Here is a 13,247-nt window from a genome sequence, read left to right as displayed (position 1 = left end):
GCATCCGTCCCACCGGTGCCGGTGCCGGTCGAGGTCCGCCAGCCCGATCCCGGCGCGTTGGAGAGTCTCAGAACCCTGATTTCTCCGCTCATTCATCCGCTCGCGACCACCGGCATCATCATCATTTTCGTCGTATTCATCCTCATTCAACGCGAGGATCTCCGTAATCGCTTCATCCGGCTGGCGGGCTCGCTGGATCTGCAGCGCACGACCGCTGCGTTGGACGATGCCGCGAGCCGCCTCAGCAAGCTGTTTCTGACCCAACTCATCCTGAACGGCGCATTCGGCGTGGTGATCGGCACAGGCCTCTGGTTCATCGGAATTCCGAGCGCGGTTCTTTGGGGCATCCTCGCGGCTGCGCTTCGCTTCGTCCCTTATGTCGGCGCCGTTATCGCTGCCGCATTCCCGCTGGCGCTCGCGGTCGCCATCGATCCCGGCTGGTCGATGCTGCTTTGGACTCTCGCTCTGTTTCTTGTCGTTGAACCGCTCGTGGGCCATGTCGTCGAGCCGATGGTGTACGGCCGCAGCACCGGGCTCTCGCCCGTTGCCGTGGTCGCGTCGGCGACGTTCTGGACGGCGCTCTGGGGACCGATCGGACTCGTCCTGGCGACTCCCCTCACGATTTGCCTCGTGGTTCTCGGACGGCATGTCGAGCGCTTGGAATTCCTCGACATCATGTTCGGAGACCGGCCGGCGCTGTCGCCTCCAGAAATCTTTTATCAACGGATGTTGGCGGGCGATCCAACCGAAGCGGCCGAAAAGGCCGAAGAGTTCCTGAAAGAGCGTTCGCTGGCTTCGTACTATGATGAGGTCGCCCTGAAGGGCTTGCACCTGGCGCAAGCCGACGTGGAGCGCAATGCGCTCGACCAGGAACGTCTCATGAAGATCCGGGATGCCGTCAGCGAATTTGCCGCCGATCTTGCCGATCAGGACGACCGGCCGCCCGCGAGGAGCAGTTCCACCACCGATGCTGAAGCATCATCCGCGGTCGAAAGTATTGCCGAGAATGCAGCCAATGAACGCTTGCCTTACCTCCGCAGCGAGGCTCTACCGCCGGATTGGCAGGGTGAACACCCCGTCCTGTGTGTGGCCGGACGCACCCTGATCGATGAGGCGGCAGCGATCATGCTGGCTCAGCTCTCGACTGAGCACGGCCTTCCGGCGCGAGTCGAAGGCGCAGCATCGCTCTCCACGACAAATGTCTTTCGCCTGGATACAACGGGCGTTGCGATTGTCTGCCTGGTCTACCTCGACGCCCGCGCTGCGGCGCACATGCGCTACTCCGTGCGGCGTCTGCGGCGAAAACTGCCGAAGGCAACCATCATCCTCGGCTGCTTGGTCAACGACATGGACGAGGCCGCCATGGAATTGTTGCGGGAAGGCGCCAAGGCTGACCTCATCGCGACGAGCATCGGTGAGGCAGTGAAGCTGTGCATCGAAGCGACAGGGACAACGGAACCTGGGCACGAAGCCGCCGGGCAGGACAAGTCCACGACAGCCGCGGCATGAAATTCTCGTTGCGGCTGTCGATGTTTCGCGTCTCTCCGGCGCACTTGGCACGTCCCAACCGTTAGCCTGCCGGTCGAGTGACTGCTGTTGATGCTGCGCTTTTGCATTCGGCCCGCGCTGCGGAACGCAGCTCCACAGGCTACGCGACGCTCCTCCTACTACGCTGCCTTCAAAGCACGCAGGACCCGCAACAGGGCATTCTCTTCTACCTCGCGGGCGCGGAACGCGTGCCGAAATCTGCTCTTGCCGTTGATTTGATTACAGACCTGCGCGTAGGCAGGCTATGCTTTCGAGGCGCCGACCTTATCCATCGAACAGGTCGACGGCCCTGCTGCTAACGGGCAAGCGTATCCTTGTAGACAATTCCATCTTTCATGATGATCTTGAAATTGTTGGCGGGGTCGGCAACAAGGCCGATATTGTCCAGGGGATTTCCGTCGACGAGCAGCAAATCCGCGAGTGCGCCCTGTTCCACGACGCCGAGCTTGCCGGGATAAGGATTCCGCTTGCCCGATAGCGCCAGCAATTCGGCATTCGTCGATGTCGCCATGGTCAGCGCTTCGGCGGGCGTGTACCAGCGAACGAGTGAGGCCAGGATGGCCCCCTGTTGGCGCGCGAGCGCTGCAGAGAACAGGATGTCGGTGCCCCACGCCGTCTTGATCTTGTACTTCCTCGCCAACTCGTAGGATCTGGCTATGCCGGGCCAGACCTCATCCGCCTTGGCTCGCTGGACGGAGCCTACGGGAAAGCCCAGCCTCAGATCCTCGGGGAGAGGCTGCATGCTCAGCCAAACACCCTTCTCTGCCATCAGCTTCGCTGTTGCGTCGTCCATCAGGAAGCCGTGTTCGATACATTTCACCCCAGCCGCAATGGCTCCCTGAATTGCAGCAGCCGTAAAGGCATGCGCAGCGACATACGTGCCCCAATTCTCAGCCGCTTCAACGGCGGCGCGTATCTCGGGTTCGGTGAACGTGGTCACGTCGATCGGGCTGAAAGGCGACGACACTCCGCCGCCAGCCGTCAACTTGACTTGGGAGGCGCCTTGCATGAGCTGCTCGCGGACACGGACGCGGACCTCGTCGGGACTGTCAGCAACCATTGCCCCGCCCGTCTGTTCCATGCGGGTGAGCATGCCGCCGATCGTCCGCGGCAGGTCGGTAGGCTGGCGGAAGTCCCCATGCCCACTCGTGACGGTAATGACCGCGCCGGACGGATAAATGCGCGGACCCTTGATGATACCTTCGTCGATGGCACTTTTGAGCCCAAACACCGGCCCGCCCACATCTCGAACGCTGGTAAATCCGCGCATCAGAGTGTGCGTGGCCTCGTCGCCGGCGACAAGATTGACGTAGCCGACGTCACCGAACGACTGTGCCGGCGTCACTCGGATCAGCATCGCATGCCAATGGTTGTCGATGAGGCCGGGCATCAATGTGCGTCCGCCGCCATCGATAACGCGACTGTCCGCCGGGCCATCCACCGCTATCGGCTGTAGCGAGATTGATTCAATCTTGTTGCCGCGTACCAAGACGTTGGAAGCAGCAGACAATGTGGCGCTCTTGCCATCGAAGATGCGGACGTTCCGAAAGAGCGTGGCCGCGCCAGCCGTCTGAGGCGCTTGCTGCGCCAGGCTCGCTCCACCGGGCCAGGCCGAGAGCGCCACCGCGATCGACAGCGAACGACATGTTGCGCGCATCGACGGCCGGATCTGCCGCGCGCCGTACGATGCATTCAAGAGAGTTCCTGTCATCATCTCATCATCGCGCACGGCCCCTCTCCGAATGTGCCGGACAGCAGCATCACCAAGCCCGCTACGAAGGTGAGGTCGCGCAGCTCCTTGAATGCTGTAAAAAAACGAGGCCATCGCTTCTCGTTGGCGAAGAGCTACTGTAGCGTGTAACCATTCACAATGAAACGACAGGTGATCTGACACAACGGAGCAGTCGAGGGGCTTCGCCGAAGCTCCGCGGCAGGAGCAGCCAGATGACTTCAGTGCGTAAATTCCTATCAATGTTGCTCATGTGGCCGAGAAAGCCGATTGGCGTGCTCATTCGGATCATGCTCGTCTCATGGGCCGTGCTGGCCATCTACTACTCGAACTTGCCTTGGTCCTGGCTGCGGACGATTGCGGCCGGAGCGTTTGCGGGCTTTGCGATTTGGGCGCTCTGGCGTTCGCGCCAACCGCGCATGTCCGTTCTCTTCCTCGTCATGTTTTTCGGTGTCGTCGCGTGGTGGATCTCGATCCCTCCATCACACGATCGGGATTGGCGACCGGAAGTCGCAGTGATGCCGCGGGCGGTCATCGACGGCGACCGCGTGCGCCTGACCGGTGTCCGTAACTTCGACTACCGGAGTCGAAGCGACTTCACGGTCCGCTACGAGGAGCGCGAGGTGTCGCTGTCGCACTTGATGGCCCTCGATTTCTACGTTTCCTATTTCACGGAGGGGCCGGTCGGGCACACGTTTGTGAGTTTTGTCTTCGACAATGCGCCACCACTGGCCATCTCCATCGAGACGCGCCCTGAGGTCGGCGAAGGCTTTGCGCCCGTCGCCTCCCTGTTCAAGCAATTCGAACTCATCTACGTGGTCGGTGAAGAGCGTGATGTCGTGGGCGTGCGCACCAACCATCGCCACGAGCCGGTGTACCTATATCGCCTCAATACATCGGCCGACGACGCGCGCCGGCTGCTGATGGTCTATTTGACGCGCATCAACGAACTCGCCGATCGGCCGGAGTTCTACCATCTGTTGACCAACAGCTGCACGATCAACATCGTGCGCTATGCAAATGCGGCGGGCCGCCGCGGGCGCTTCGACATTCGACATCTTTTCAACGGACTTATCGATAGCTATCTCTACCACTCCGGCCGGATAGAGACGACGCTGCCGTTTGACGAACTGAGGCGGGGGTCCTTGATCAACGAAGCCGCGCAGGCGGCCGATGGCGCGGCCGATTTCTCACAGCGGATACGCTTATCCTTGCCGACCATGGTGCGACCCTGACCGCATTGGGCTCGCACGAAAACGACCAGTCGCCGCTGCTACGCTGTCCGCAACACCGGCGCCGGCGGCTGCGACGGCCGGATCAGCGCAAACGCCACCTGCACGATGCCGCCTGCGAGCCCCAGCGCCACGCCGATGCGCCAGGCCATGGTGTAGGAGCCGAGCGCGTCGTAGAGCACCCCTCCCCCATAGGCGCCGAGGAAGCTGCCGATCTGGTGGCTCATGAAGGCGAGGCCCTGGATCATCGCCTGCCAGCGCAGGCCGAACATCTCGGCGACGGCGCCCGCGACCAGCGGGCCGACGCCCATCCAGAGGAAGCCCATGATCGCGCCGAACAGCAGCGTGGAGAACGGGCTCGCCGGCAGCATGAAATACCAGGCGAGCGCCACCGAGCGCAGGATGTAGATGCCCCCTAACAGCGCCAGCTTGTTCCAACGCTGGCCGGCCCAGCCGAAGAACAGCGAGCCGAGCACGTTGAAGCCGCCGATCATGCCAAGCGTCTGCGCGCTGAGCATCGGATCGAGGCCGCAGATGGCGAGGTATGACGGCAGATGCGTGGTGAGGAAGACCAGCTGCATGCCGCAGACGAGATAGGCACAGGTCATCACCACGAAGGACGCATTGCCGAACGCGGTCCTCGCCGCAGCCGCAGCCGTGGCATCGCCGATGTCGGCGGCGGTGGGCTTGGGCAACGGGATCTTGTCGATGCGCCCGGCGTACCAGGCGGCCGGAATCATCAACAGCGACATGACGACGAAGCCGGCGAGCCCGACGCGCCAGCCGAAACCCTCGTTGAGCATCTGCCCGATCGGCGCCGACAACAGCGCCCCGAGCGAGCCCGCGCCGGAGACGATGCCGAGCACGGTCGAGCGCACCGTCTCCGGCACCGCACGCGCCGCCACTGACATCGCGATCGCCGCCGCCGTGCAGGCCATCGAGGTGCCGATCAGCAGGCCGCCGCCGATCATGATGCTGACGAGGCCGTTCGCCGTTGCCATCAGCGCGAGGCCGGCGATGTACATCAGCGCGCCAACGATCATGATCGGGCGGAAGCCGTAGCGCACGGTGAGCGCGCCGGCGGGCGGCTGGAGGAAGCCCCAGGCGAGGTTCTGCACTGCCAGCGCCAGCGTGAAATCCGAGATCGAAATGTGGATGTCCTGCGTCAGCGGCTGCATGAAGATGCCGAGCGACTGTCGCAGCCCCATGCTCAAGGTCAGCATGATCGAGGCGCCGATCAGGATGGGCAAGGTCGGACGCAGGACCTGCAACAGGGGCATTTTCTTCTCCCTCTTGGGCACGGCACGCGTGCCGAGGTCTGCTCATGCGCTGATTTTGGTTACACAGACCTGTGTACTTAGGCTATGGTTGGGAGGTGCTGTCAAGCGAACAGGACGCATGTCGCCGCATGGCTCCCCCGCCCGAACCACAGACGATGAAGGAGCGGATCCTCGAGACCGCCGACAAGCTGTTCTACCTTCAGGGCATTCGCGCCATCGGCGTCGACACCATCGCGGCCGAGATCGGCATCTCCAAGCGCACGCTCTACAACCACTTTCCGTCGAAGGACGCGCTGATCGCAGCCTATCTCCAGCGCCGCTTCGTCCACGCCCGCCCCTCGGACAAGCCGCCGGCGGAGCAAATCCTCGCGACATTCGATTCGCTGGAGCGACGGTTTGCGGCCAAGGACTTTCGCGGCTGCCCATTCGTGAACGCGGTCGCCGAGCTCGGCCCTGCCGACCGCGCCGTGAAGAAGATCGCCATCGCCTTCAAGGAAAGCCGACGCATCTGGTTTCGCGACCGCCTGATCGAGCTCGGCGTTGCGGAGGCTGACGCGCTGGCGACACAGCTCGTGCTGCTGGTCGACGGCTCCATCGCGCAGGACTTGGTGCGTGACGATCCCGCGATGGCCCGAGCCGCGAAGGACGCGGCGAAGGTGCTGCTGCGGAATGCGGGCGTGGACGTGACGTGATCGAGCAGCCGCAATGAGGCGAGGCAAGCGCGCTTTCCGCTAATCGCCCTGCAACGCATCGTAGATTGCCCGCTGATAGATGGGCAAGGCTCTGCGGCCCGCAGCGCCGCGGCCTGTTGCGATCGTCGCGCCCGAATTTGCCGAAACGGGCACCTGATGCTGGATCAGGTAGATCATGATGAGATCGTTCACCGGATCGGCTTGCCACCAGGTGCCGAAGATGCCCGGCCAGGTGATCGAGCCAGGCGCACCGCAAGCATAGGGATTGTCGACGGGATCTTCGGCAATCGAAAGTCCCAGTCCGAAACCGGATTTCTGCCAGAGCGGCATGCCTGCAAACGGAACCTTGCGTTGGACGTCAGTAAGCCGGTTGGTCCGCATCAGTCGGACAGTCTCGGGCTTCAGCAAGCGAGCGCCATCATGCTCGCCCTCGCCGAGCAGCATGCGCGCGAACCGGAGATAATCAGGCGCGGACGAGATCAAGCCGCCCCCGCCCGGCGTATAGGCCGGCGCCTCGTCGTACATATCCGGCACGACTTTCGCGAGCCGATTTGCCGTCTCGTCATATCCGTAGAGGCTGGCGAGGCGGCTTCGCTTGTCGAGCGGAAGCCAGAAGTCCGTATCCTCCATGCCCAGCGGCGCGAAGATCATCTCGCGGAGGACGCGGCCAAGCGGCCTGCCGAGGAGCCGGCCGATCAGGAAGCCGAGAACGTCCGTCGAATGGCCGTAGTGGAACAACTCGCCAGGCTGATAAGCCAGCGGTAGCGTGCCGAGCGCGCCCAGCCATTCGTCCGGCGTTAGTCGATTCATCGCGGGATCACCGAGCGCCTGCTCATAGGCCTGCTTGAGAGGGCCCTCAGAGAAGAACCCGTAGGCAATTCCCGATCGATGCGTCAGCAGATCCTCGAGGGTGATCTCGCGTTTCGCGGGCACCGTGTCGTCCAGCGATCCCGCGGCATTCCGCAGGACCCTTGGATCGGCAAGTTCTGGAATCCAGCGCGATATCGGGTCCGATAGCGCGATCCTCTCCTGCTCCACCAGCATCAAGGCCGCGACCGACGTGATCGGCTTGGTCATCGAGGCGATGCGAAACAGAGTGTCCGGCCGCATCGCCGTCCTGGTTTCGATATCGCACCAGCCGAGCGCCTCGGATTGAACGATTCGGCCGCGATGCGAGGTCAGTGTCACGATGCCCGCGAGTTCGCCCCGATCGATGAATTGCTGGAGCGCCGGGCCGACCCCGGCAAGCCTTTCAGGATCGAAGCCGCGAACACGTCCGATGACATCACTGGTCATGCAGCAACGCTTCAGTCAGCCTTGAACTCGTCGGTCAGGATCGGTCCGAACAACACCCAGCGCTGCCCGTCGAACTTCATCATCTGGAATTGCTTGTTGATGCGATAATCGTCGGGGCTGGTGTTGATCGACATCCCAGGCAATCCCAGATCCGGGACGAAGCCCTTGATGCTGGTCGCCTGCTTCATGATGTTGGCGCGGGTGAGTTCGTCGCCGCATTGCTTCAGGATGTGGACCAACATCGCCGCCGTGGAGTAGCCATAGGTGGCGTAGCCGCTGTTGGCATCCTCATTGGGCGCATATTTCGCCATGAAGGCCTTGTAGCGCTTCATGCCTTCGTCATTGGCCCATTGCGGATCTAGCGGATCCTTGCCGTAGTTGACCGAGATGATGTCCTTGGCATTCTCGAGGCCCGCCGGGACAAGAACCTGGCCCACTGCGGTCGCGTTGACCTCCAGGATATGGACGGGTTTCCAGCCGAGCTCCGCCGCCTTCCTGATCGATTGCGCGGCAAATTTCGGCGTCGACATGTTGTAGAAGAGATCGGCGCCCGACGCCTTCAGCGTCACCATCTGGGAATCGATGGTCGGGTCGGACAGTTCGTAGGACAATTCCTTGACGATCATGCTCGTTTTGGTACCCAGCCCTTCCTTCAGGCCCTTGACGTAGTCTTTTCCGAGATCGTCGTTCTGATAGAGGATGCCGATCTTGGCGTTCGGATAGTTCTCCAGAATGTACTTGGCGTAGATGTGCGCTTCCGACTGGTAGTTCGGATTGGCCGAGATCGTCCATGGGAAGTTCTTGGGGTCGGTGAATCGCGATGCGCCGCTTCCGGCCAGCAGCTGCGGCACGCCCTTGGCGTTCAAGTATTTCTGCACGGCCGCGTTCGGCGGCGTCCCGATGATTTGGAACGTCGTAAGCACTTCATCGCTTTCGACCAGCTTGCGCACCTGCTCGACCGTCTTCGGCGGGCTGTAGGCGTCATCGTACTGGATGAGATTGATCTGGCGACCGTTGACCCCGCCCTGCTCGTTGATCATGCGGATGTAGGCAGCCTCAGCCTTGCCGATGGCGCCGAATGCAGACGCCGGGCCGCTCAACGGGGTGGTCTGACCGATCTTGATCTCGGTGTCGGTTGCGCCGGTGTCGTATTTCTTCTGTGCCAGCGCAGGTGCCGCAAGCGTGGTGCCGAGCATCAGCATGGCGGCGGCCATCGATTTCAAGCCGGTCATGGAGTCCTCCCGTAGGGCAGCTGGTCGTTGCCAGCCATTGTTCTGGATTGCGCTCACGTCCTGCTGCCGCCGGACGATGCGGATTTCTGGCAGGTGCACCAAACCGTGGTCCCCGCTCCATCGGCACTACCTCGCGGCCTCCAACAGGTCAAGTTCATTCATTTAGCACTAAATGAATTTTTCCTCGGGCCAGTCGGCTCCCTGCTTGACCAGGCCGGGGCTGTATCCCATCGTGACGTCGAGTTGGTCGGACAGTGCTGTCGTCCCGGACGCTTCCGATCAGGATGACGGAGATCATGCCAGCAGCGTTGAAACTCGAGGGCCGCCGTACCCGCGCCGAGCAGCGCGCAGCGACCGTGAAGCTGATCCTCGACACGAGCGAGGAGCTGTTCGCGCAGTTCGGCTATTACGGGGTAACGATCAAGGATGTCGCCGATAAAATGGGCATCCATCCCGCCCTCATTCACTACTATTTCGACGGCAAGAAGTCGCTGTTCGACGCCGTGTTCGAGCGCCGGGTGGGGTATGCCGTGACCCTGCGCACCGCCGCGCTCGATGCTTACGAAGCAAGGATTAAGGGCCGTCCAACCGTCGAAGGCGCGCTTCGCGCCTACTACGATGGTGCCTTCGACGTCTACATCAACGACGAAGAAGCCTGGCGCAATTTCGGCCGCATCTTCGCCCAGGTGAACAACGCGCCGGGCTACGGCGCGGAGAAAATGGAAGCCTATCTCGATCCGCTGGTGCTGAGGCTGATCGGCCTGCTCCAGAAGGCGCTGCCCGACGCCAGGCCGGAGGACTTGTTCTGGGGCTTCCAGTTTACGTCGGGGGCCTATTCGCTGCTCATGTCGCGAACGGGCCGCATCGACCGTCTATCGAAGAATCTATGTTCGTCCGACGACTTCGAGGCCGTTCGCGAGCGCTTCGTCACGTTCATGGCGGGCGGTTTCAATGCGCTCTACAAGAGGCGCAAGCCTAGGTCGCGATAGTCGGCAGTTCAGTCTAAGGCAGCGGCGCGGGAACGACGCTGTTTGTGGGACATGCTGCGCCATGATGCCAGAGTGCCCCTGTTTTGCCCGACGTGTCAAACGACACTGCTCTCAGCACCGGTCGTTTCGCCTACCCGCGTAAGTCATTGACCTACCTCGTTCCGGCTACTGTGCATGGGGTTGTTTTCGCAACTTTACGCGGACGGCCCTCACGCCGCCTGCGACACCACGCGATTGCGGCCGTCGTGCTTGGCGCGATACAGCGCGGTGTCGGCGCGCTTGAGGACGTCGGCGACCGCCTCGCCCTTTCGCTCCAGCGTGGTCAGCCCGATCGAGATCGTGACCTCGATGCGCTTTGCACCCTTGTGGATCGCGAACGGCTCGCCCGCGATCGAGCGGCGCAGGCGCTCGGCGACCATGCCGGCGACGTGGAGATCAGTCTCCGGCATTACGATGACGAATTCCTCGCCGCCGTAGCGGCAGGCCAGATCGATGCCGCGGATCGACTTGCGCACGCGCACCGCGAACTCGCGCAGCACGTCGTCGCCGGCGTCGTGGCCGTAATTGTCGTTGATCGACTTGAAATAGTCGATGTCCAGGATCATCAGCGCCAGCGGCTTGCCGCGCGTCGCGGCCTGCTCGGCGAGCGTCGCCAGATGGCTCTCCATGTAGCGGCGATTGTGCAGCCCGGTGAGCGCGTCCGTGATCGCCATCTCGATCGAGTTCTGCACGTTGTCGCGCAGATGATCGGTGTAGCGGCGGCGGCGGATCTGGGTGCGGGCGCGCGCCAAGAGCTCGGTCTTGTCGATCGGGCGCAACAGGTAGTCGTTGACGCCGATCTCGAGGCCGCGCAGCAGCCGCGTCGAATTCTCGGGGTCGGCGATGGCCAGGATCGGCACATGCCGCGTGCGCTCCAGCGAGCGCGCCTGGCTGCACAGCCTGAGGCCGTCGAAATTGTTGAGGTCGAGCGAGACGATCAGGAGGTCGTAATTGCCCTCGGCGGCGTGGAACAGCGCTTCCGTCGGGTTCGGCTCGACGTCGATGGTGTGCTCGGCCGCCAGGATCGTCGCCAGCCGCTCGTAGGAGGACTCGCGGTCGTCGACCAGAAGAATGCGGCCGCCCTTGCCGGTATCGGCGACGGCGCTGCGCTCGGGCGCCTGCATGCCGATCTCGAGCGAGGTGATGGCGCGCATGCGCAGCTCGTCGGTCATCATCTTCAGCCGCGTCAGCGAGCGCACCCGCGCGATCAGCACGACGTCGGATACGGGCTTGGTGAGGAAGTCGTCGGCGCCGGCTTCCAGCCCGCGATTGCGGTCGGACGGGCTGTCGAGCGCGGTTACCATGACGACGGGAATGTGGTGCGTGGCCGGATCGGTCTTGAGGCGGCGGCAGACTTCGAAACCGTCCATGTCGGGCATCATCACATCGAGCAGGATGATGTCGCATTCCGCGCGCCGGCTGATCGCCAGTGCCTCGGTGCCGTTCGAGGCCGTCATCACGTCGAAATATTCGGCGGAAAGGCGGGCCTCTAACAGCTTGACGTTGGCGGGGACGTCGTCGACGACGAGGATACGCGCGGACACTGTGTACTCACTTCCTATCCGATAAAACGCCGGACCGTCTCAATGAATTTGCCGACCGAGATCGGCTTGGACAAATAGGCTTCGCAGCCGCCCTCGCGGATGCGCTCTTCGTCGCCCTTCATCGCGAACGCGGTGACCGCGACGACGGGAATGGCACGCAGCTCCGGATCGTCCTTGATCCAGCGCGTCACTTCGAGACCGGAGACCTGCGGCAATTGGATATCCATCAGCACGAGGTCGGGCCGCATCTTGCGCACGAGGTCGAGCGCCTCGTAGCCGTTGCTGGTGCCTGAGGTCTGGTAGCCGTGCGCCTCCAACAGGTCGCGGAAGAGCTTCATGTTGAGCTCGTTGTCTTCCACGATCAGGACGGTCTTAGCCATCCCGCCCTCCTGATTGGTCCGAAGGACCGGTCCATGTAACGCCTCAGACGCCGCTTCCCGGCGTTTCGAAAACTGGATTCAAACTAGCCTCAGATTCGCTTGAGTTTCGTTAAACCCGAGGGCTTTCTTTCTACGATGTGGTTTCCAGTTGCTTGTCCGGGGTCGGAAGACTCGAGGCCGAGACTCGGGCATGATGCAAAGTAGACACCGAAAGTTAACGGAAAGGCAAACCGTCCCCTTGAAAAAGCCTGTTCACAACCCCCGCGAAGTCGCTGAAATCGTTGCGATTCAGGCGCTGTCCTTCGTCGCCGGCGAGCCCGAGCGGCTGGGCCTGTTCCTGGCCGAGACAGGGGTCGGTCCGGAGACCCTGCGCAATGCCGCCGCGGATCCGAATTTCCTCCTCAGTGTGCTCGATTTCGTGATGCGAGACGATGCCACGGTGAAGGCCTTTGCCACGTCGGCGGAACTGCATCCGACCAACGTCGCTGCGGCGCGACAGGTCCTCGGCGATGCGCTGGGCGACCGCTCCTGGGAGCGCGACGTGCCGTGAGCATCCCCGAGGCGGCCGGGCCCCGTTGCTTCTGCCGGGATTGTTTGGCTGACCTCGATATGGGGGTGCGGCGCTGCTCGGCCTGCGGTTCCCCCCGCCTCGTCCGCCACCGCTCGCTCGCCAGCCTGACCATCGCCCATATCGACTGCGACGCCTTCTACGCGACGGTCGAGAAGCGCGACAATCCTGATATCGCCGATAAGCCCGTCATCATCGGCGGCGGCAAGCGCGGCGTGGTGTCGGCCGCCTGCTACATCGCCCGCACCTATGGCGTGCGCTCGGCCATGCCCATGTTCAAGGCGCTGGAGGCCTGCCCGCACGCGACCGTGATTCCGCCCGACATGGCGAAATATGTCCGCGTCGGCCGCGAGGTGCGCCAGGCCATGCAGGCGCTGACGCCGCTGGTCGAGCCGCTCTCGATCGACGAGGCCTTCCTCGATCTCTCCGGCACCGAACGGGTGCACGGCATGATACCCGCCAAGGTGCTGGCCCGCTTTGCGTGCGAGGTCGAGCGCGACATCGGCATCACCGTCTCGGTCGGCCTGTCCTGCAACAAGTTTTTGGCCAAGATCGCCTCCGACCTGGACAAGCCCCGCGGCTTTGCCGCGCTCGATCAGGAGGAAGCGCGCTTGATGCTTGCGGACAGGCCGGTCGGCTTCATCTTCGGCGTTGGCCCGGCCACGCAGGAGCGCCTCGTGCAGCGCGGCTTCCGTGTCATCGCCGACCTGCAGAAGGC

Annotated in this window: 12 protein-coding genes; 6 read left to right on the top strand and 6 right to left on the bottom strand. The window is 62.9% G+C overall.

What is annotated here, in order from left to right; genetic code table 11:
• Positions 1-1,509: AI-2E family transporter (locus tag JHD07_RS07945; RefSeq protein ID WP_291620741.1), on the top strand; the 1,509-nt coding region annotated here is incomplete at its 5' end.
• Between the two features lie 334 nt (positions 1,510-1,843).
• On the opposite strand, the gene JHD07_RS07940 is transcribed toward JHD07_RS07945, so the two are convergent.
• Positions 1,844-3,205: an amidohydrolase family protein gene (locus JHD07_RS07940; RefSeq protein ID WP_291620745.1), complete on the bottom strand. Its 1,362-nt coding sequence runs from the start codon at positions 3,203-3,205 to the stop codon at positions 1,844-1,846.
• A 287-nt stretch (positions 3,206-3,492) separates the two neighbouring features.
• Between JHD07_RS07940 and JHD07_RS07935 the strand changes: the two genes are divergently transcribed.
• Positions 3,493-4,512 (top strand): DUF4105 domain-containing protein, encoded by a 1,020-nt coding sequence (locus JHD07_RS07935; RefSeq protein WP_291620739.1) that lies wholly within the window; start codon positions 3,493-3,495, stop codon positions 4,510-4,512.
• Between the two features lie 38 nt (positions 4,513-4,550).
• Here the strand turns inward: JHD07_RS07935 and JHD07_RS07930 are convergent, their stop codons facing one another.
• Positions 4,551-5,789, bottom strand: coding sequence for an MFS transporter (locus JHD07_RS07930; protein ID WP_291620737.1), 1,239 nt, complete (start codon positions 5,787-5,789; stop codon positions 4,551-4,553).
• A gap of 128 nt (positions 5,790-5,917) precedes the next feature.
• Here JHD07_RS07930 and JHD07_RS07925 point away from each other — a divergent pair, with 128 nt between their 5' ends.
• Complete coding sequence (locus JHD07_RS07925; protein ID WP_366864081.1) at positions 5,918-6,481, top strand: TetR/AcrR family transcriptional regulator; 564 nt, start codon at positions 5,918-5,920, stop codon at positions 6,479-6,481.
• 39 nt (positions 6,482-6,520) lie between these two features.
• On the opposite strand, the gene JHD07_RS07920 is transcribed toward JHD07_RS07925, so the two are convergent.
• Both JHD07_RS07920 and JHD07_RS07915 read right to left on the bottom strand, forming a co-directional pair.
• Positions 6,521-7,777, bottom strand: a complete 1,257-nt coding sequence (locus JHD07_RS07920) for a serine hydrolase domain-containing protein (protein WP_291620733.1) — start codon at positions 7,775-7,777, stop codon at positions 6,521-6,523.
• Positions 7,778-7,788: 11 nt separating this feature from the next.
• Complete coding sequence (locus tag JHD07_RS07915; protein WP_291620731.1) at positions 7,789-9,009, bottom strand: ABC transporter substrate-binding protein; 1,221 nt, start codon at positions 9,007-9,009, stop codon at positions 7,789-7,791.
• A 296-nt stretch (positions 9,010-9,305) separates the two neighbouring features.
• Here JHD07_RS07915 and JHD07_RS07910 point away from each other — a divergent pair, with 296 nt between their 5' ends.
• On the top strand, positions 9,306-9,998 hold the full coding sequence (locus JHD07_RS07910; protein WP_291620729.1) for a TetR/AcrR family transcriptional regulator: 693 nt from the start codon (positions 9,306-9,308) through the stop codon (positions 9,996-9,998).
• Between the two features lie 209 nt (positions 9,999-10,207).
• On the opposite strand, the gene JHD07_RS07905 is transcribed toward JHD07_RS07910, so the two are convergent.
• The gene (locus JHD07_RS07905; protein ID WP_291620727.1) at positions 10,208-11,581 is read right to left on the bottom strand and encodes a PleD family two-component system response regulator; all 1,374 of its coding nucleotides are present in this window, start codon (positions 11,579-11,581) and stop codon (positions 10,208-10,210) included.
• 14 nt (positions 11,582-11,595) lie between these two features.
• A complete protein-coding gene (locus JHD07_RS07900; RefSeq protein ID WP_008566616.1) occupies positions 11,596-11,961 on the bottom strand; it encodes a response regulator in 366 nt (121 codons plus the stop codon).
• A gap of 238 nt (positions 11,962-12,199) precedes the next feature.
• On the opposite strand from JHD07_RS07900, the gene JHD07_RS07895 reads away from it, so the two are divergent.
• Entirely contained in the window at positions 12,200-12,511 is a 312-nt protein-coding gene (locus JHD07_RS07895; protein ID WP_291620715.1) for a DUF3572 domain-containing protein, read from the top strand.
• Positions 12,508-13,247 (top strand): DNA polymerase IV (locus tag JHD07_RS07890; RefSeq protein ID WP_291620743.1); only part of this gene is annotated, 740 nt, incomplete at its 3' end. The genes JHD07_RS07895 and JHD07_RS07890, both read left to right, overlap by 4 nt.

Origin of the sequence: Bradyrhizobium sp. (genome assembly GCF_016462955.1) — a bacterium.
In the GTDB taxonomy this organism is placed as follows: Bacteria; Pseudomonadota; Alphaproteobacteria; order Rhizobiales; family Xanthobacteraceae; genus Bradyrhizobium.
This window is presented reverse-complemented; position numbering and strand designations above follow the sequence as displayed.